This window comes from Colwellia sp. SU-HH00943 (assembly GCF_057546125.1).
Window position 1 is genome coordinate 470,711 of sequence record NZ_BAAJLW010000001.1, and the last position, 19,861, is coordinate 490,571.

21 protein-coding genes are annotated in these 19,861 nt (G+C 38.9%); 14 read left to right on the forward strand and 7 right to left on the reverse strand.

The window, feature by feature from the left end; all coding sequences use genetic code 11:
* Nucleotides 1-44 precede the first annotated feature (44 nt).
* From moaD to AC27GZ_RS02035, 6 genes are read left to right on the forward strand one after another with little or no spacing between them, the layout of a single operon-like run.
* A complete protein-coding gene (gene moaD, locus AC27GZ_RS02010; RefSeq protein ID WP_487093206.1) occupies nt 45-293 on the forward strand; it encodes a molybdopterin converting factor subunit 1 in 249 nt (82 codons plus the stop codon).
* Nucleotides 294-312: 19 nt separating this feature from the next.
* Nucleotides 313-777 carry a molybdopterin synthase catalytic subunit MoaE gene (gene moaE, locus AC27GZ_RS02015; protein WP_487093207.1) on the forward strand — a complete coding sequence of 155 codons (465 nt, stop codon included), beginning with the start codon at nt 313-315 and terminating at the stop codon, nt 775-777.
* A 3-nt stretch (nt 778-780) separates the two neighbouring features.
* The gene (gene modA / locus AC27GZ_RS02020; protein WP_487093208.1) at nt 781-1,623 is read left to right on the forward strand and encodes a molybdate ABC transporter substrate-binding protein; all 843 of its coding nucleotides are present in this window, start codon (nt 781-783) and stop codon (nt 1,621-1,623) included.
* The gene (modB, locus tag AC27GZ_RS02025) at nt 1,620-2,312 is read left to right on the forward strand and encodes a molybdate ABC transporter permease subunit (RefSeq protein ID WP_487093209.1); all 693 of its coding nucleotides are present in this window, start codon (nt 1,620-1,622) and stop codon (nt 2,310-2,312) included. Before modA ends, modB begins: the two co-directional genes overlap by 4 nt.
* On the forward strand, nt 2,302-3,420 hold the full coding sequence (modC, locus tag AC27GZ_RS02030; RefSeq protein ID WP_487093210.1) for a molybdenum ABC transporter ATP-binding protein: 1,119 nt from the start codon (nt 2,302-2,304) through the stop codon (nt 3,418-3,420). Before modB ends, modC begins: the two co-directional genes overlap by 11 nt.
* Nucleotides 3,421-3,437: 17 nt before the next feature.
* Nucleotides 3,438-4,202 (forward strand): HesA/MoeB/ThiF family protein, encoded by a 765-nt coding sequence (locus AC27GZ_RS02035; RefSeq protein ID WP_487093211.1) that lies wholly within the window; start codon nt 3,438-3,440, stop codon nt 4,200-4,202.
* A 147-nt stretch (nt 4,203-4,349) separates the two neighbouring features.
* Here the strand turns inward: AC27GZ_RS02035 and rmf are convergent, their stop codons facing one another.
* A complete protein-coding gene (gene rmf / locus AC27GZ_RS02040) occupies nt 4,350-4,523 on the reverse strand; it encodes a ribosome modulation factor (protein WP_487093212.1) in 174 nt (57 codons plus the stop codon).
* Nucleotides 4,524-4,967: 444 nt separating this feature from the next.
* Nucleotides 4,968-5,192, reverse strand: coding sequence for a DUF3820 family protein (locus tag AC27GZ_RS02045; RefSeq protein WP_487093213.1), 225 nt, complete (start codon nt 5,190-5,192; stop codon nt 4,968-4,970).
* Between the two features lie 72 nt (nt 5,193-5,264).
* Between AC27GZ_RS02045 and AC27GZ_RS02050 the strand changes: the two genes are divergently transcribed.
* A complete protein-coding gene (locus AC27GZ_RS02050) occupies nt 5,265-6,455 on the forward strand; it encodes a DUF3083 family protein (protein WP_487093214.1) in 1,191 nt (396 codons plus the stop codon).
* Nucleotides 6,456-6,482: 27 nt separating this feature from the next.
* Here the strand turns inward: AC27GZ_RS02050 and AC27GZ_RS02055 are convergent, their stop codons facing one another.
* Complete coding sequence (locus AC27GZ_RS02055) at nt 6,483-7,016, reverse strand: response regulator transcription factor (RefSeq protein WP_487093215.1); 534 nt, start codon at nt 7,014-7,016, stop codon at nt 6,483-6,485.
* A 12-nt stretch (nt 7,017-7,028) separates the two neighbouring features.
* Entirely contained in the window at nt 7,029-8,273 is a 1,245-nt protein-coding gene (locus tag AC27GZ_RS02060; protein ID WP_487093216.1) for an ATP-binding protein, read from the reverse strand.
* Between the two features lie 99 nt (nt 8,274-8,372).
* On the opposite strand from AC27GZ_RS02060, the gene msrA reads away from it, so the two are divergent.
* Nucleotides 8,373-8,939 (forward strand): peptide-methionine (S)-S-oxide reductase MsrA, encoded by a 567-nt coding sequence (msrA, locus tag AC27GZ_RS02065; RefSeq protein ID WP_487093217.1) that lies wholly within the window; start codon nt 8,373-8,375, stop codon nt 8,937-8,939.
* A 40-nt stretch (nt 8,940-8,979) separates the two neighbouring features.
* Here msrA and AC27GZ_RS02070 read toward each other — a convergent pair whose 3' ends face one another.
* The 3 genes from AC27GZ_RS02070 to AC27GZ_RS02080 are packed head-to-tail and all read right to left on the reverse strand — an operon-like array spanning nt 8,980 to nt 10,913.
* Nucleotides 8,980-9,405: a GNAT family N-acetyltransferase gene (locus tag AC27GZ_RS02070; RefSeq protein ID WP_487093218.1), complete on the reverse strand. Its 426-nt coding sequence runs from the start codon at nt 9,403-9,405 to the stop codon at nt 8,980-8,982.
* Between the two features lie 58 nt (nt 9,406-9,463).
* The gene (nadC, locus tag AC27GZ_RS02075) at nt 9,464-10,339 is read right to left on the reverse strand and encodes a carboxylating nicotinate-nucleotide diphosphorylase (protein WP_487093817.1); all 876 of its coding nucleotides are present in this window, start codon (nt 10,337-10,339) and stop codon (nt 9,464-9,466) included.
* Nucleotides 10,340-10,391: 52 nt separating this feature from the next.
* Nucleotides 10,392-10,913, reverse strand: a complete 522-nt coding sequence (locus AC27GZ_RS02080; protein WP_487093219.1) for a retropepsin-like aspartic protease family protein — start codon at nt 10,911-10,913, stop codon at nt 10,392-10,394.
* A gap of 38 nt (nt 10,914-10,951) precedes the next feature.
* Here AC27GZ_RS02080 and ampD point away from each other — a divergent pair, with 38 nt between their 5' ends.
* The 6 genes from ampD (at nt 10,952) to lpdA (ending at nt 19,824) form a co-directional block, all read left to right on the forward strand.
* Nucleotides 10,952-11,569, forward strand: a complete 618-nt coding sequence (ampD, locus tag AC27GZ_RS02085; protein ID WP_487093220.1) for a 1,6-anhydro-N-acetylmuramyl-L-alanine amidase AmpD — start codon at nt 10,952-10,954, stop codon at nt 11,567-11,569.
* A 119-nt stretch (nt 11,570-11,688) separates the two neighbouring features.
* On the forward strand, nt 11,689-12,645 hold the full coding sequence (ampE, locus tag AC27GZ_RS02090) for a beta-lactamase regulator AmpE (protein ID WP_487093221.1): 957 nt from the start codon (nt 11,689-11,691) through the stop codon (nt 12,643-12,645).
* A 423-nt stretch (nt 12,646-13,068) separates the two neighbouring features.
* Nucleotides 13,069-13,815: a pyruvate dehydrogenase complex transcriptional repressor PdhR gene (gene pdhR, locus AC27GZ_RS02095; RefSeq protein ID WP_487093818.1), complete on the forward strand. Its 747-nt coding sequence runs from the start codon at nt 13,069-13,071 to the stop codon at nt 13,813-13,815.
* Between the two features lie 106 nt (nt 13,816-13,921).
* On the forward strand, nt 13,922-16,597 hold the full coding sequence (aceE, locus tag AC27GZ_RS02100; protein ID WP_487093222.1) for a pyruvate dehydrogenase (acetyl-transferring), homodimeric type: 2,676 nt from the start codon (nt 13,922-13,924) through the stop codon (nt 16,595-16,597).
* Nucleotides 16,598-16,621: 24 nt separating this feature from the next.
* Nucleotides 16,622-18,289, forward strand: a complete 1,668-nt coding sequence (gene aceF, locus AC27GZ_RS02105) for a dihydrolipoyllysine-residue acetyltransferase (RefSeq protein WP_487093223.1) — start codon at nt 16,622-16,624, stop codon at nt 18,287-18,289.
* 98 nt (nt 18,290-18,387) lie between these two features.
* Entirely contained in the window at nt 18,388-19,824 is a 1,437-nt protein-coding gene (gene lpdA, locus AC27GZ_RS02110; protein WP_487093224.1) for a dihydrolipoyl dehydrogenase, read from the forward strand.
* Nucleotides 19,825-19,861: the final 37 nt, after the last annotated feature.

Below are 19,861 nucleotides of genomic sequence, written 5' to 3' on the forward strand. Positions count from 1 at the left end.
GTGTGCATCTCCATTAGCTCATTTTTAAACAAGAGAAAATTATCATGATCAAAGTTGTTTTTTTTGCCGCATTACGAGAGCAGTTAGCCTGCAGTGAATTATCAATTGATAATGACAAGATTGACACAGTTGCTGATTTAAAAGCTTTGCTTGCCAGTAAAAGCAAAAATTGGCAGCAAGTGTTTGCAAACAACGCACTATTAGCGGCAGTCAATCACGATATGGTGGGTAGTGAGCAAACGATTAATTCAGGTGACGAAGTGGCATTTTTCCCACCTGTTACCGGCGGATAAACCTTCGGCTAAAGCTATTATGACAACAAATCATCACCCAGAAATATCGATACAAACCGCAGACTTTAGCTTAGCTGATGAAGTTGCTTTACTTGAGCAAGACAACGCCATAGACGGTGCTGTAGTGACCTTTACCGGCCGGGTACGAAATAAAAATGAAGGTAAACATGTCACCAGTTTAACGCTGGAGCACTACCCAGGTATGACAGAAAAGTCATTAGCCAAAATAATTAACACTGCCAAAGAGCGATGGCGTATTAACCGTGTAAAAGTGATACATCGCGTAGGTGAATTAAATATTGGTGAACAAATCGTCTTTGTGGGCGTTACCAGTATGCATCGTCAAGATGCTTTTGCCGCCAATGAGTTCATTATGGATTATTTAAAAGTTCAGGCGCCTTTTTGGAAAAAAGAAGCCAGTGAAGATGGCTCAAATTGGCTTGATGCCAAAGCCAGTGACGAAAATAAAGCAGCTAAGTGGTAATTTATGCAGCTAGGCTTTTCAACTGAATCAACTGCTAAATCAGCCACTAAAGTCACTATTTTTTGGCTTGTAACCGCTTTGCTGTTTGCAAGTGCGGTTTTTAGCGAACAAGCCTTAAGTAAAGTTAAACAAGTTGATCAGCCTTTACGCATTGCAGTCGCCTCAAATTTCACTCCCGTATTAAAAAAATTATTGGTGGAGTTTCATCAACAAAGCCAAATTAGCACGCAAATTATCAGCGGTGCTACTGGCGCATTATTTCTACAAATTAACCATGGCGCACCTTTTGACATTTTTATTGCCGCCGACACCACAAGACCTAAACAGCTTGAGCAGCAAGGATTAATTGTTAGCAATAGTCGGAAAACCTATGCCCATGGCCAGTTAGCTTTATTCTCTATAAGCAAAAAAGCAACATTACAAGATTTACAATCTCAGCTAAACAACACACCAGCACATTTGGCTATTGCTAACCCTGATATTGCCCCTTACGGAAAAGCTGCTAAACAAACCCTTGAAAATTTAGGCTTGTGGCAACAATATCAAGCAAACCTTATTCAAGGCATCAATGTTACTCAAACCTTTACCCAAGTGCGCAGTCAGGCAGTCAACTTAGGATTAGTCGCTAATAGTCAATTAGTGTTAAATGACTTAACTGGGACAATTATTCCAGCAAATTATCATGACCCTATTGCTCAGCAATTGGTGATCATAAAAAACAGCAACAATAAAAACAAAGCTCAAAAGCTAAGTGACTACTTACTTTCAAAAAGTACTCAACAACGTATCATTGACTTTGGTTATGCAAATGTTCAAGCAGCATCAACAAGCGTGGGGACAGAATGAACCCTGACTTACTTGCCTTAACCACCACACTAAAAATGGCGGCCTTAACCACCATTATTTTACTGTTAATTGGCACGCCACTGGCGTGGTTCCTTGCCAAAATGCAAAGCCGTTTTAAAGTCGTGATAGAAGCAGTTGTTGCCCTACCACTCGTGCTACCGCCAACCGTATTAGGTTTTTATTTACTCATTGCTTTCTCCCCGCAATATTTACCAGGGCAACTATGGCAACAAGCCACTGGGCAACAACTTGCATTTAGTTTTTCAGCTATTGTTATCGGCTCTGTGCTCTACTCTATGCCTTTTGTTGTACAACCTCTGCAAAAAGCGTTTGAGCAATTAGGCGAGCCATTACTTGAAGCGGGCGCTATGTTAGGCGCTACACCTTTAGATAGATTCTTTAATATTGTTTTTCCGATGACAAAAGCAAGCTTTATCACCGCAGCCAGTCTAGGTTTTGCTCACACTGTCGGTGAATTTGGCGTAATTTTAATGATTGGTGGTAATATTCCCGGTGAAACTCGGGTGCTATCTATTGCCCTGTTTGATCATGTTGAAGCTTTCGATTATGCCAAGGCTCATGTGCTCGCCATCAGTTTATTGATCGGTTCAATGATACTTTTATCGGCTATTTACCTCCTTAATAAACCAAAGCTAAGTTTAGCTAAGCGAGTAAATAGTGACGCTTAATCTAGATATAAAAATAGACTTTAACTCGTTTACTTTAGCGGTGCAGCAAGCACTCACATTAAAGGGTATAACAGGTATTTTTGGTCATTCAGGCTCAGGAAAATCAACGTTATTAAGAGCTATCGCGGGATTAACAAAAAACATTACTGGCGAAATAACGCTTGATGAGACCTGCTTAGTCAATAGCAAAACTGGCCACTTCATCAAAGCCGAACACAGAAAAATAGGCTTAGTATTTCAAGACACCCGCTTATTTCCACATTTAACCGTACTCGAAAACTTAACATTTGCAGTTAAACGATGTAGAAACCGCCAGTTAAATTTTGAGGAAATAATTCAGTTAACTGAGCTAGGCTCCTTACTCCACAAACATATTGATGAACTGTCTGGCGGACAGAAACAACGTGTGGCTTTAGCCAGAGCTATATTAGCCGAGCCAAAATTATTATTGCTTGATGAGCCACTATGTGCGTTGGATAGACAAGCAAAAAGCAAACTACTTAAGTTATTACTAAAAATACAGCAGGAGCTAAAACTGCCTATGCTGTATGTTAGCCACTCGCTTGATGAATTACAGCAAGTTTGCGATAAATTGTTGGTGTTATCACAAGGAAAAGTGGTGGGTTATGATGATATTCACTCTATGATTCACCAGTTAAACTACAACCAAAACCAAACAAATTCTGGTGATATTATTCACCAACAAACCAGCTTGTCATTAGCCATTAGTACGTTAGATAATGGTCATGGTTTAGCCGTTTTAAAACTCAGTGAACAGCAAGATATATATTTACCTGCGCTTACAAACGCTGAGCAAAATAATCCGCAGGATAAACTGCGTTGTTTTATTTTAGCGCGTGATATCAGCATATCTTTAACCGAGCCTGTGAACTCATCTATTGTCAATCACCTTACTGCAACTATCACCACTATTGATTGCATTGATAATAAAGTCCTCATTACAGCAGCAGTGTCAACCACTGCCAGCAATAAGCAAACGTTTTTTGTCAATATCAGTACCTTTTCACAGCAAAAATTAGCACTTACAATAAATAAAACTATCTACTTACAGTTTAAAGCGAGCGCAGTACGCACTTACCTTTACTGAAAAAAACAGGAAATATTGTGTTAACAAACCAAGAGCAACTTAAATATTCACGCCAAATAATAATGAATAAAATTGGTGAACAAGGGCAACTAGCTTTACGTAATGCCAAAGTATTGATTGTAGGTGTGGGTGGTTTGGGTAATCCGGCAAGTTTATATCTAGCAGCAGCAGGAATCGGAACCCTGTATTTAGCTGATGGTGATAGTATTGAAATCAGTAACTTACCTAGGCAAATTCAATTTAGCCCAGAAAATATTGGGGAAAATAAAGCCGATGTGGCGGCAGAGAAACTAGCGGCTCAATTTCCTGATACAGAGATTGAAGCAATTGATGAAATGTTAGATCAAGAGCTATGCGATTATTACCTGCCACAAGTCGATTTAGTCCTCGATTGCTCAGACAATATCAAAACGCGCTATTTAATCAATCATGCCTGTATTAACCATAAAACTCCTTTAGTTGTCGGCGCAGCCACAGGGTTTGATGGCCAACAATTGGTTGTCGATCCAAGGGATGAAAGCAGTGCTTGCTATCATTGCTTATTTCCCGCAACTGAAAAAGCACCAGCAAATAATTGTCAAACTATCGGAGTTTTAGGGCCTGTACTTGCCATTGTTGCAGGTATGCAGTCTTTACAAGCGATAAAGCTACTCACGGGTAATGACGCACAAGTTAATCAGTTAAATTTATTTGATGGTTTATCAAATCAGTGGCAACAGTTTACAATGAAAAAGCAGCAAAACTGCTCAGTGTGCGGAAACAAAAAAAGTGTCAATAATTAGTGTGATTAGATGAAGTGTAATAATGAAGTGTAATGATGAAAGGCGATAACGGATAATACGGTAAGAAACAATAATCTTCTGGTAAAGCACAATGCTACAAGCAAATACTTGAACAAAGTAGCATTGCGCTAAACATCAACGACAACCTTATTTAAATAAGCCCATATTTCGATCACTAACAGCTTCTCGCCACCCCCCTAACCATTGCGATTTAGTATCAACATTTTCATAAGGGCAATTGTCTTTCGATTTCCCGCTCAGGCCTGCTTGGTAGCCATTTGAATGCGCTCTTCCTAGTTTATCTCTTTTCTGTCTTCTCATTTCCAAAACACCTCGTAACTTTAAATACCATTTTAAACAAGTAGTTAACTGTGGTTATCAGTCAACAACTAATACTACGTAGTGGCCAGCCTTATCAAATAACTTATCGCTAACAACTTAGCTAAGAGCCTAACGGCTGACTATTTCATTTAAGAAGATTTAGACCCGTGATGCAAGTATAAAAACACACTCAGTTAGTGACAAAAATCACAGTGGAAAGCTACGACATTCTTGTATAAATTTCAGACAAAAACTTCTATTAAAAAAACAATTCTTTATAAAATAGCAACTCCTTTTTTATAGAATAAGACGCTATAAAAATTAAAATCATTAGCGTAAATTAATTTAAAAGAAGTATGTGGAAGATTGATACTTTCTAGTTAGGTTAAGAAAGTTGTTCATGCTTTTTTTCAAAAAACAAAAGCGAAAAAGAACTCACCACATTTATGAGTTTTCTTGTAATAAAGGCTTAAGCATTCCTTCTAAGCCATTAAGTTTTATTTCATACATTAACGCCAGTTGTTCCCCCAGTTTACCTTCTGGAAAACCTTTGCTATGAAACCAAACTAAATAAGGCTCAGGTAATTGTAATAATTTTCTACCGGCGTATTTGCCAAATGGCATCGTTGTATTTACCGCTGAAATTAACGCCTGCTGTTCTGCTAACAAATTATAATCCTTAGTTTTTAACCTACTTATAAAAAATATATCACAAATATTTTATCTAATCCTGACATAAAAATGTCATCTTCACCCCCTACAATGACACGCATTAACATTTCTGATGAACCTAACACAAAACCTATGTCAATTATCCGAAAGCGCAGTGCAGCACACAAAAGCTATATTCCAAGCAATGCCCGTGACAATCAGTATATTTTAGCCGAATTCGCTATTACAGACGATCTCTTAGCAAGGTTTTCATCGCACACAGATACCGAATATAACAGCCCGTATTATGCTTTTTATCAAACCTTAGCTGAGATATTTTTTGAGCATGGTGATAGGTATGAAATAGAAAACTGTCAGTTTATCGCCAATGATAAATTAGCCCGCGTCCGTTTTAATCAAGAAATGCATCAATGGCAAACTAATCAACAAATTTTGTTCTACTATGATCCTGAAAATCATCAATTACAAAAATCATTTTTTGATGTCAATAAACGCGCCAAAAAAATCGCCTTGTTGTTTTTAACTTCAGGGACAGACATTAGGAATAATTCCGCGAGATTTCACTCACAAGTGTCTCAATTAATAAAAAGCTACGCCAAAGAGCTTGCCATTGATTGCTGTGATATTCGCCTGCGCGATCATCAGCACATTACTTATGATTTATTTGCCAAGCATAAACCAAACAATGCGGATAACAGTTTAACAAGTCAGGCGCACAAATTACGCCCCATTGCCCAACGATATGCCAGTATGCATGTCAACTTACCTGAGCATCATTCGGCAATGACCTATGTGGTAATTAATTTACCCGTTTCAAATAGGTTGTTAAATATGGTGGAGGTTGACCCTCATTCTGATGATCCTTATAACCCTTTATATACGTATATCACCGACACTTTTACTCAGGCAGCTAAACATTATAATTTAAATAATGGCGCCATCATTGCGAATGGTTTAGTGCCCATAGTGCGCTTTAGTTTGCATGATATTGTTTCACGTATTGGCGAGCTGCAAATGCTAGGCTATAACCCAGCACAAAATCCATGCGGCATAATTAGTAAATGGGATGCCAATGAGTTAGTTGATAATATCCAATTGGTATTTGTTGCGACCAACAAAAATCAAACAGAGTATGGTTTTGGCCGATTTTTAAATCAAATAGAGCAAGCATTACGTTTAATGGCAACTGAATTAGAAATGGAACCCGTTAAAGAAGAAGTGACTATTAGATTTCATCAACATGTCGCCTATAACTTTTAGTTAACCTTAACTCAGCCTTAACTCGGTTTAATTCGCAGGCCTTTTTTGTAGCTTTCTTTGTAAAGTTCGCCTATGCATAGAAAGCTGACGTGCGGTAGCAGAAATATTACCGTCATTGGCTTTTAACACTTGTTGAATATGCTGCCACTGAGCTTGCTCTGCCGATAAGGTGTCACCATCAATAACAGTATCTGTTGTGATACCAGAAGCCTTTTCTTCATTCAAAGCCGCTAATAAGGTTTGCGTATCAAGAGGTTTAGTTAAGTAATCATCAGCCCCTAATTTAATGGCGTCTACAGCGGTTGCTATACTGGCAAAACCCGTCAGTAAAATAATACGGCTATTAGGTAAAGATTGACGTATCGGCGTGATGATATTAAGCGTAGTCTCTTGTGCAAGTTTCATATCTAACAATACAACATCAGGCTTTAAGCGCTGACAGGTCAATAGTGCCTCTGAGTTTGTTTCAACATGCTGACAAACAAAACCATGCTTGGTTAGTCGTCGCATCAAGGTGTTGGCAAAAATAATATCATCTTCAACCAATAATAATTTTTTCATTATTTACTTCCGTTAAATAGGTAAACTCAAGGTGACTAGCGCACCACCTTCTTGATGGTTGGTTAAGGCTAACTTACCACCAAGGCGTTCTAAACTGGCATGGCTTAATAATACTGCCATACCCAAACCTTGTTCACTGCTAACCGGTTTAATACCTAGTTGCTTTAACTTTTCAAGGGTAAAGCCTAAGCCATAATCACGAATAGTAAACTGCCAATTATTGCCTCTGACCTCACTCGTTAAATTTATATTGTTCGCTGCATTCATTTTCGTTGCTCTGATCGCGTTATTAATTAAATTTAAAATGGCAGGCAATAGCGCAGCATCAGCGACAACATTAACATCTTCTTGATGCAATTTATTCAGTGCCACCTTTATATCCGGATAATTAACACCTAAGTTTTCAAGAATTTCATCAAGTAACTGATTAATACTCACTTGTGTACTCTCTTGCTCTTTTATTGAAAAGACCATAGTACGAAAGGTGTCTAAACTATCAGTGCAACGCTTAAGTTGGTTTTGCATTTCGGTAATGACATTATTATCAGGAAAATCTTCTTCCAGTTCATCAGCTAATAATTGCACCGTCGCAATCGGCGTTGCTAATTGATGCGTGACTTGCGCTGATGCGACACCTAATGAGGTGACTTGCTCTTGTTTTAATAAATTTTCTCGATAGGCGGCAATTGCAAGTTCTCGTTGATTAATACTGCGTGCCATATTACCTACAACCACAGCAACCACGAGAGCAGAAAATAAAAAGTTAATCCCCATGCCTATAAAATGCCCTTGCATATTTCCGTGCATAACACTCATGGGTAAAAACCAAAGCAACATGCTATAAGAAGCCATAGCTAACAAAGCCACCAATGCTAATAAACGAGGGGAAAGTGTGACAGCGGCAATGGCAATAGGCAGTAATAGTAGCGATACAAAAGCATTGGTTGCACCACCACTGAAAAATAACAGCAGCGACAAAAATAAAATATCCGCACAAATTTGCACTAACAAAGCTGATTGACTGATTTCCTGTCGGTTACGATAAAAAATAAAACTAACTAGCGTAAAGATAAGTTCTAAACCAATCACACTAAACAGTGGTGTCCAAGGTAAGTCATAATTTAACCCTATATTGACGAACAGAATTAAAAAAAACTGCACGACAATTGCAGCACTTCGTAAAGCGAGCACAAGCTGAATTTGCTTATTAGAGATTAAGTTTGTGGTTAAATGATTGATTTTAAAAAATGGCGACATAAATTGATGATCTATTGAGTCTATTTAACTTCATCTAAATATTATATTATTCCTATACTATCTCTATTTTTATCTTATGTAATGAGTGAAATCATAAAAATGTCAATTAATCCTACAGATAAAAGCACCAACAAATCGCCACAAATCGCCACCCTAGCTGGTGGTTGCTTTTGGTGTATTGAAGGAGCATTTTCACAACTGAAAGGTATTTCATCAGCCGTATCTGGTTACATGGGAGGCGAAACAACCGAGCCTACCTACAAAGCGGTATGTACAGGAACAACAGGCCATGCTGAAGTGGTACAGCTGACTTTTGATCCTAGCATAATTAGTTATCAAGAAATCTTAGAGATATTTTTTACCCTGCACGATCCAACTCAGTTAAACCGTCAAGGAAACGATATAGGTACACAATACCGCTCCGCCATTTTTTATCATGATGATAAACAACAACAAGCAGCCAATAAGATTATTGACGAGATGACAGCTGCGAATATGTTTTCTGATGCGATAGTCACGCAAGTTACTGGAGCCGTTACTTTCTACTCAGGCGAAAACTATCATCAAGATTACTTTAATAACAACCCTGAAAATCAATATTGTCAGGCTGTCGTTTCACCTAAGTTAGCCAAATTTCGAAAAACTTTTGTGAGTAAATTAAAGTAAGCGTTACGTAAGTAGCAAAAATTATCGCCTCAATGTTCCGCTAAACAAACTTACACATGCCATGCCCTAGTGAAGCAGTAGGCCTTTCTAGGTAGGCATAACGTTTATAGAATGCTTCTTTACCTTGTGCAGCTAACAGGCCAATCGTTGCACCTTGTTTAGCTGTAGTAGCTAGGTAGTGTTCAATATGCTCCATCACCAGTGTACCCAAACCTTTACCCTGAAAAGTTGGCGCGACAACTACGTCTTGAATATAAAAATAGAGTGCGCCATCGCCAACCAATCGACCCATAGCCACTAGCTGTTTATCTTCATAAACAGCTACATGAAATAAACTATTTTGCAAACTAGTGAGTACTTGCGCCTTGCTAGCATTAGACCAGCCAACTTGTGCTCTTAAGCTGATAAATTCAGAGGCACTTGGGCTATCAAACTTAACCTGATATTGACTGGCTATGTTGGTCATAAAAAGTATTCACCTTTAATAAAATGCCTTAAAACCAGTGAAGTATTAAAGCCAGCAATTATTTAAAACGCATCGATAGATCAATCGCTTGCACGTGTTTAGTCAGTGCACCAGACGAGATAAAATCTACCCCTGCCTTGGTGTACTCTTGTAGAATTTCTAGCGTCATGTTGCCTGATACCTCTAGCTTTGCTTTGCCACGCGTTGCAGTAACGGCAAGTTCAATCATAGCTGGTGTGAAGTTATCAAGCATGATGATGTCAGCACCTGCATCAAGGGCTTGTTCAAGTTCAGCCATTGATTCCACTTCAACCTCTACCGTTTTGTCACTATGGTTTTTCTTTGCTGTAGCAACAGCTTGAGCAATGCCACCACAAGCGGCAATATGGTTCTCTTTAATAAGAAAGGCATCAAACAAACCAATTCTATGATTTACACCACCACCACAAAGCACGGCATATTTTTGGGCGCTTCGCAAACCTGGTAATGTTTTGCGTGTATCTAACAATTTTGTGTTTGAACCAGATAACGCTTTCACATAAGTGCTTGTTAAAGTCGCCGTCCCTGATAAGGTTTGTAAAAAGTTAAGTGCCGTACGCTCACCAGTAAGTAATGTTCTGGCATTACCCTGCAATTCAAATAATGTGGTGTTTGCTTTCACCATTTGACCATCATTCACAAACCAAGTGATTTTTGTATCAGCTACGTCCTTTTGGGCAGCATCTAATTGAGCGAACACTTCATTTACCCAAGCAACACCACAAACGATGCAATCTTCACGGGTGATTACCGTCGCAATTGCTTGCTCATGCTCTGGAATCAACATGGCAGTAATATCTTGCTCTGTGCTTGGAGACTGCCCATCAACAACACCTAAATCTTCTTTAAGTGCCCAAGAAACAGTTGCAGCAATATCATGTTGTAGTGTCGACATCTCGTCGGAAAGTAGTTCAGAAGTAGCCATTGGTTTATCCAGTTATGTGCTGTTAAGGGTATTCACGTAAAGTAAGTTGCTTGCCGGTTTGGCTAAACTCTACTTTTTTTAACGCACTCATCCCCAATAAAATAGCATCACTTTTCATGCCTGGGTTGATATGCGCGGCAACATTATATAGGAAAATATTTCCAATGCTAAGTTGATCTATTTGCGTTTTATAAACGGTCACTGTGCCATTCGCAGTTTGCACTGGATAACTACCAAAACTTTCTAGGTGTAAGCTATCGGCAATATGAGCGGGTATGGAGACCTGTGTTGCCCCCGTATCAAGTAAAAACGTGACTGGCGACTCATTGATCAATCCTTTTGCAACATAATGCCCTTGCCTATTTTGTTTTAAAATAACTTCAGCTTGACCTGAACTGGTTAAGTTAACTTCTGGGCGAGTGTTTGGGTTATATTGCTCATCAAGTACATCTTGGAAAACAAACATCAATAATGCCAGTGCCATAATCCAGGCCAACCAGACAAATGTTTTACCTATTTTGTTTGTTGAGTTATCTTCAGTCATAATGAGAAATATAAATAATAGAAACTAACATTCATTGTATGTCGTTAAGCAAACAGAAAAAAGCCAAAAAAAGTAATAATTTACTACCAAGATTTGTCATCGAGCAAGGTTGGCTGCTAGAAGCAAAAAAAATAAATTCTGACTTTTTTACCCCTCGAGATATGCACGACAAAATAAGCTTGTTGGTTGTCCACAATATTTCTTTGCCTGCAGGCCATTTTGGTGGTGATCATATAACTCAGTTATTTATGGGTAATTTAGATGCCAATGCACACCCAAGTTTTGCTGATATTGTTAATTTACAAGTATCTGCCCATTGCTTAATTAGACGAAATGGCAGTATTATTCAATATGTTAGCTTTAACGATAAAGCATGGCATGCTGGTGTCTCTTGTTTTGAAGGGCAAGAAAAGTGTAATGACTTTTCTATTGGTATTGAGCTCGAAGGAACTGATGATATTCCGTATGAAACAGTGCAGTACCAACAATTAGCAAAACTTACGGCAAGTTTACAAAGCCAATACCCATTGATATCGAAAAAAAATATCGTAGGTCATTGTGATATTGCCCCAGGTAGAAAAACAGATCCTGGACAGGCATTTAATTGGCCGCTTTTTCATACCGAGCTTGAAAAAGTGAAGCAACTTAAAGCATAGGCTTTATGCTATACAAACAGGTATAGACACTACTTTAAACTAAATAGTTACAGTACAATAGCGCATCCGAGCTGCTATGCAGCAGCCAGGGGCATACTAATTAATAATCAGGTTAACACATGAGTCTACTAAGTTTACTAATAGCACTTGCTGCTGAAAGATCATTATCTTCATCTTATTGGCGCTTTGAATTTTACTATCAACAATACGCGCGCTTTTTTCATGATAATGCAATGTTATCGCAGTTAAAAAATCGCAACCTTAGTTATAGCCTGTTTATTCTATTACCTGTGGCTATTGTATATGGCGTATTATCCTTAGTTGAAAACGGCTTATTGCATTTCATCATTTCAACCTTAGTGCTGATAGTAAGCTTTGGTTGTATCAATATTAGAGATATTTATAAACATTACTTGCAATCGGCTTTTCGTGGCGAAGAAACCACCGCTGAGTTATACCACCAACAACTATTACAAGATAAAAACTTACCTAGTATGGGATTTGGGCAAGCACTCATTTGGCTTAATTACCGCTACTATATTGCCATCATGTTGTTTTTTGTATTCTTTGGCGCTGCAGGTGTGGTTTTTTACCGTTTACTGACAACAGTAATTGAGCAAGAAAATAGATCTAGTTCAACAGAAGGTTTAGATGAAGAACAGAGCGACAGTGTAAACGAGAAAACTGAAAGCGAAACACTGCAAGCATCTTTGAAGGAAGAAGATAGTTCCACAGTAACTGACGAACATCAACCACCAAACATTGCCTCTGGTTGTCAAAATTATCAAGATGTATTGTTTTATCTTGACTGGTTACCAGTAAGAATTACCTCTTTTGGCTATATGTTAGTAGGCCACTTTTCAAGAGCACTGCCTGTCTGGTTAGAAAACTTATTCGACGGTAAAAAATCAGCACATCAAATATTAACCGACGTTGCAGAAAAATCTGAAGATATTGTCGTCGATAAAGATGACTGCACTGCAGAGCCCTGCCTATTAGTGCGCTTAGCTAAACGCAATCTACTACTATTGCTTTCTGTACTTTCAATCCTGATATTGACTGGCGTTATAAATTAACCACTAAGTTATTATAAATTCAATTAATAGGTTATTGTTGTTAACCGCAACAATAACCTTACTTCCTCATAAAACTCCCTCTACTCTTCGCATAAAACCAATCAAAATAGTGCTTCACACTACTCGAAATATCACACAACCATATTGGTAAGACCATTAAATTTAAACACACAAATAAAACAAGCGTTTCAAGTTTTAACTCTATAAAATTTGCTTTTTTTAACAGAAAAGCTCCTTGCTTTAATCGCTATCTTCTACTAAATTACATTGCAAATAGGGCATTTGTTTGCTATTTTATTGTCCTTCTTTTTAATGGTATTACCAATTTACCATTAAAAATCAGAGCAAAAAATATACGTGAAACGTTTGAAATATTCATTATAAGAAAAGTAAACAAAGGCTCAATAATTCATGTTAAACCCTTTGAAACAACAACTTAAGCCACAGAAGTTATCGGACATTATTCTAGCGCAGCTAGAAAACATGATAATTGAAGGGAGTTTACAGCCAGGTGAAAAGCTATTACCTGAACGTGAACTGGCGAAGCAATTTGAAGTTTCAAGGCCTTCATTACGAGAAGCCGTGCAAAAGTTAGAAGCAAAAGGCTTAGTGGTTCGTAAACAAGGTGGTGGTACCTTTGTTACTAAAACATTAATGAAATCTTTTGAAGATCCATTATTTGATTTAATGGCGAACAGCAACGAATCACAATTCGATCTGTTAGAGTTTCGCCATGGTATGGAAGGCATGGCCTCATATTATGCGGCAATGCGTGGGACAAGCGCTGATTTTGAGCTTATTCAAGAAAAGCATGATCTCATTGGTAGTAGTCAATTAGAAGATGACTTTCATCTTGAAGCACAAGCAGTATATGAATTTTATATGGCCATATGCGCAGCATCGCATAACGCAGTGATATTACATACAGCTCGCAGCATGGCGACATTGCTGATAGATAACATAGAACAAAACTTAACAGTTTTAGCTAAACGACCTGATATCTTTAGCAAAATAACAGATTATAGAAAAAATTTGCTTGATGCTATTACTAGCGGACAGCCTAAAAAAGCTTGGGGGGCAAGTCATCGCCACCTTGCTTTTATTGAAGAAGTGCTATTAAAGCTCACTCAAGAGAATAGTCGCATGGAACGTTCCATGAGGCGAATGTAATAAAAAGTTAATGTAAACGGATACAAGTATTATGCGTATAGCCTTGTCTATACGTTGTTGATTAAAAAATTATTAAATAAACAAATAATATTGGAGACAATGCAATATGTCAGATCTACCAAATATCGATATTGATTCAGCAGAAACCCAAGAGTGGTTAGAGTCATTAGAGTCAGTATTAGAAAATGAAGGCCCTGAGCGTGCGCATCAGTTATTAGAAACATTAATTGATAGAGCTCGTCGTGGTGGTACTCACTTACCATTTAATGCAACAACGGCTTACGTCAATACTATTCCTCCAGGGCAAGAGCCGCACATGCCGGCAGATCAAACCATTGAATCTCGCATTCGTGCCGCTATTCGTTGGAATGCTTTAGTACTTGTTTTACGTGCTTCTAAAAAAGACTTAGAGCTAGGTGGCCACATTGGTAGCTTCGCTTCTTCTTCAACCTTATACGATGTTGGTTTTAACCACTTCTTTAAAGCAGCAACGCCAGAAAACGGCGGCGACTTTATTTTTGCACAAGGTCATATTTCACCGGGTATTTATTCTCGTGCGTTTATGGAAGGTCGATTAACTGAAGAGCAAATGAATAACTTCCGTCAAGAGTGTGATGGTAAAGGTTTATCTTCTTACCCACATCCACACTTAATGCAAGACTTCTGGCAGTTCCCAACAGTTTCTATGGGCTTAGGTCCACTACAAGCTATTTACACTGCACGCTTCTTAAAATACTTAACAGACCGTGGCATTAAAGATTGTTCTGGTCAACGAGTTTACGCCTTCCTAGGTGATGGTGAGTGTGATGAGCCAGAATCATTAGGTGCTATTGGTTTAGCCGCGCGTGAAGGTTTAGATAACTTATGTTTCGTTATCAACTGTAACTTACAGCGTTTAGATGGCCCTGTTCGTGGTAACGGTAAAATTATCCAAGAACTTGAAGGTACTTTCCGTGGCGCAGGCTGGGAAGTAAATAAAGTTATTTGGGGTTCATACTGGGATGCTTTATTAGCCCGTGATACTTCTGGCAAATTACTACAGCTTATGAACGAAACAGTTGATGGTGAATACCAGAACTGTAAAGCGAAAGGTGGTAAGTACACTCGCGAAAACTTCTTTAACAAGTACCCTGAAACAGCAGCTATGGTTGCAAACATGTCAGACGAAGATATCTGGCGTTTAAACCGTGGTGGCCATGATCCAGTTAAAGTTTACGCTGCTTTTGATAAAGCTATTAAAACCAAAGGTCGTCCTACCGTAATCCTTGCTAAAACAGTTAAAGGTTTTGGTTTAGGTGCATCAGGTGAAGCATTAAACATTGCACATAACGTTAAGAAAATGGACGTTGAGTCAATTAAACACTACCGTGATCGTTTCAATATCCCAGTAAAAGATGAAGATATCGCAGACTTACCTTTCTACAAGTTCCCTGAAGACAGTGAAGAATACAAGTACATGAAGGCACGTCGTGAAGCGTTAGGTGGTTCATTACCAGCGCGTCGTGAACAAGCTGAAGAATCATTAGAAATCCCAGCATTAAAAACTTTTGATGCAATCTTAAAGGGTTCTGGAGAGCGTGAAGTTTCTTCAACAATGACTTTTGTTCGTGTATTAAACAGCTTATTAAAAGATAAGAAAATTGGTAAGCGTATCGTACCAATCATCCCTGATGAAGCACGTACCTTTGGTATGGAAGGTTTATTCCGCCAAGTGGGTATTTATGCCAACGAAGGTCAAAAATATGTACCTCAAGATGCTGACCAAGTTGCTTACTACCGCGAAGACAAGAAAGGTCAAGTACTTCAAGAAGGTATTAATGAGCTAGGTGCAATGGCATCTTGGGTAGCTTCAGGTACGTCTTACTCTACTTGTAACGCAACAACAATTCCGTTCTACATTTACTACTCAATGTTTGGCTTCCAACGTGTTGGTGATTTAGCATGGGCAGCGGGTGATAGCCAAGCACGTGGTTTCTTATTAGGTGCTACTGCTGGTCGTACTACGCTTAATGGTGAAGGTCTACAGCATCAAGATGGCCATTCACATGTTCAAGCAGGTTTAATCCCTAACTGTGTAACTTACGATCCAACTTACGGTTATGAGATTGCTGTAATCGTACGTGAAGGTTTACGTCGCATGTACGAAGAAAATGAAAACATCTTCTTCTACTTAACCTTAATGAACGAAAACTATCAGCACCCAGCAATGCCTGAGAGCAAAGAAGTTGAAGAGCAAATCATTAAAGGTATTTACCAACTAGATCAAGTTGCACCGAAAAAAGCGGTAGCGAATGTTCAATTACTTGGTTCAGGTACTATCTTAGAGAAAGTTCGTGAAGCAGCTAAAATCTTAAGTGATGATTACAATATCTCAAGTGATGTTTACTCTGTAACGTCATTCAATGAACTAGGTCGTGATGGTCAAGATGTAACTCGTTGGAACATGCTTCACCCTGAAAGTGAGCAACGTGTACCTTACATCGCACAAGTAATCACTAAAGAAGCGGGCCCTGCAATTGCAGCAACCGATTACATTAAAAACTACTCAGACCAAGTTCGTGCCTTCATTGACACAGAGTACCGTTGTTTAGGTACTGATGGTTTTGGTCGTAGTGATAGCCGTGCAAATTTACGTACTCACTTTGAAGTAAGTGCAGAGTACGTTGTAGTGGCTTCTTTATATGAATTAGCAAACCGTGGTGATGTTGAACACAGTGTTGTTACTGAAGCAATTAAACGCTTTAATATCGATACTGAAAAACTTAACCCACTTTACGCTTAATACTGACTAGAGAAGGAAAATATAATGTCTATTGAAAAAGTTCTAGTCCCTGATGTTGGTGGCGATGAAGTTGAAGTTATTGAAATTTGTTTTGCTGCTGGTGACACATTAGAAGCAGACGAAGGGATTTTAACCGTTGAAACTGATAAAGCATCAATGGATATCCCAGCACCATTTGCCGGTAAGCTTGTTAGCTTAGCGGTAAGTGTTGGCGATAAAATTAAAGAAGGTGATGTGATTGCCGAAATGGAAAGTGCTGAAACGGAAGCAGCTTCACCTGCTCCGGCTGAAGAAGCACCAGCAACACCTGTAGCTGAGACCCCAATCGCTCCTGCACCTGCTGTAGAGGCTGCTCCAGTAGCAGCACCAGTTGAAGCTGCTGCATCAGAAATTATTGATATTGCAGTACCAGATATTGGTGAAGATGGCGAAGTTGATTGTATCGAAGTATTAGTTAGTGTTGGTGACGTTATCGAAGAAGAAGATGGCCTAATCACTTTAGAAACTGATAAAGCGACAATGGATGTACCATCAACACATGCTGGTACCGTTAAAGAAGTTTTTGTGAACACTGGCGATAAGGTTAAAGAAGGCTCTTTAGTTATCAAACTTGAAACTGCAGGAAGCGCGGCTCCAGTAGCTGAAACGCCAGCAGCGCCAGTTGCAGCACCTGCTCCTGCACCAGCGGCAACAGTTGCATCAACCACTGCTCCTAAGGCAGCACCAGTACCTCATCATCCACAAGCGGGTAATGTCAGTAAAGGCACTATCTACGCATCACCAGCAATTCGTCGTTTAGCACGTGAATTTGGTGTTGATTTAACACTTGTTAAAGGTACTGGCCGTAAAGCACGTATCTTGAAAGAAGATGTGCAATCATACGTTAAATATGAACTGTCTCGTCCAAAAGCCAATGCAGGTAGTAATGTTGGTGGCAGTACAGGTGGCTTACAAGTTGTTGCTAGCAAGCCGATCGATTTCTCTAAGTTTGGTGAAATTGAAACTAAAGAATTATCTCGTATTCAAAAGATCTCTGGTCCGTTCTTACACAAAAACTGGGTAACTATTCCACATGTTACTCAATTTGATGAAGCTGATATCACCAATGTTGAAGCATTCCGTAAAGAGCAGAATGTTGTTTGCGAAAAGCAAAAACTTGGTTTTAAAATCACGCCATTGGTTTTCATTCTTAAAGCTGCTGCTGACGCATTACGCGCTTACCCAACCTTTAACTCAAGCTTGAGTGAAGACGGTGAAAGCTTAATTTTGAAAAAGTACATCCATATTGGTGTGGCAGTTGATACGCCTAATGGTTTAGTAGTTCCAGTTGTACGTGATGTTGATAAGAAAGGTATTCATGAGCTATCTCGTGAGCTACTTGAAATCAGTATTAAGGCGCGTGAAGGCAAGCTAAAAGCAGCTGATATGCAAGGTGGCTGTTTCACTATTTCAAGCTTAGGTGGCATTGGTGGTACTGCGTTTACTCCAATTGTAAATGCTCCTGAAGTGGCTATTTTAGGTGTTTCAAAATCTGAAATGAAACCTAAGTGGAATGGTAAAGAGTTTGAACCTAAGCTAATGTTGCCATTATCTATGTCATATGACCATCGTGTTATTGACGGAGCCCTAGCTGCTCGCTTTACCGTACATCTAGCTAGCGTTATGTCTGACATTCGTAAATTAATACTTTAGTCAGATATTAGTAATTAATATTGGCGAAACTCTCTAGATAAGCGTAGAATTTCGCCAAAGATATTTTCAACCAATAAATAAGGTTAACGAGGAAAATTATGAGTGATATCAAAACTCAAGTTGTCGTTTTAGGATCAGGCCCTGGTGGTTATTCAGCCGCTTTTCGCGCAGCAGATTTAGGCTTAGATGTTGTATTAGTAGAAAAATACGAATCTTTAGGCGGTGTTTGTTTAAATGTTGGCTGTATCCCATCAAAAGCATTATTACATGTTGCTAAAGTAATTGATGATGCAAAAGATATGGAAGCTCATGGTGTTACTTTCGGTGAGCCAAAAATTGACTTAGAAAAAATTCGTCAATGGAAAGACAAAGATGTTGTAGGTAAGCTTACGCAAGGTGTTGGCGGTATGGCCAAAATGCGTAAAGTGAAAACAGTTACTGGTTACGGTAAATTTGCTTCAGATAAAACCATTGAAGTTGAAGGCGCTGACTGTAAAACAACTACAATCACGTTTGATAATGCGATTATCGCCTGTGGTTCATCAGTTGTTGACCTACCATTTATTCCAAAAGAAGATCCACGTGTTATTGACTCAACTGGCGCACTTGAACTTAAAGACGTTCCGGGTGAAATGCTAGTACTAGGTGGCGGTATCATTGGTTTAGAAATGGGTACAGTTTATAGCTCATTAGGCTCAAACGTAAGCGTTGTTGAGTTTGCTGACCAACTAGTTCCTGCTGCTGATGCTGATATTGTTAAAATTTACACTAAGCACAATAAGCCACGTTTCAAGTCAGTTATGCTGTCAACTAAAGTTGTAGCTGTTGATGCGAAAGATGACGGTTTATATGTTACTTTTGAAGGTAAAAATGCACCTGCTGAGCAAGTTCGTTACGACAAAATTTTAGTGGCTGTTGGCCGTAAGCCAAATGGACATTTAGTAGCTGCTGACAAAGCTGGCGTAAATGTTGATGAACGCGGTTTTATCAATGTTTCTAAAGAAATGCGTACTAATGTACCTCACATCTTCGCTATCGGTGATGTAGTTGGTCAACCTATGCTAGCCCATAAAGCAGTTCATGAAGCACATTGTGCTGCAGAAGTTATTTCTGGTAAGAAACATGAGTTTGACCCACGTTGTATTCCTTCAATTGCTTATACTGATCCAGAAATGGCTTGGGTTGGTGTTACTGAACGTGAAGCGAAAGAGCAAGGTTTAAACATTGAAGTGGCAAACTTCCCATGGTCTGCCTCAGGCCGTGCTATTGCTTCTGCTCGTACTGAAGGTAAAACTAAGCTTATTTTTGATAAAGACAGTGGCCGTATCTTAGGTGGTGCACTTGTTGGTATCAATGCAGGTGAGTTGTTAGGTGAAATTTGTTTAGCCGTTGAAATGGGCGCTGATGCAGAAGATATTGGTTTAACCATTCACGCACACCCAACGTTAAACGAATCAATTGGTTTAGCCGCTGAAATCTTTGAAGGCTCTATCACTGATTTACCTAACGCCAAAGCAGTGAAAAAGAAAAAATAACTGAAGCTAAATAAATTATAGCCTCAGTTAACTGAAC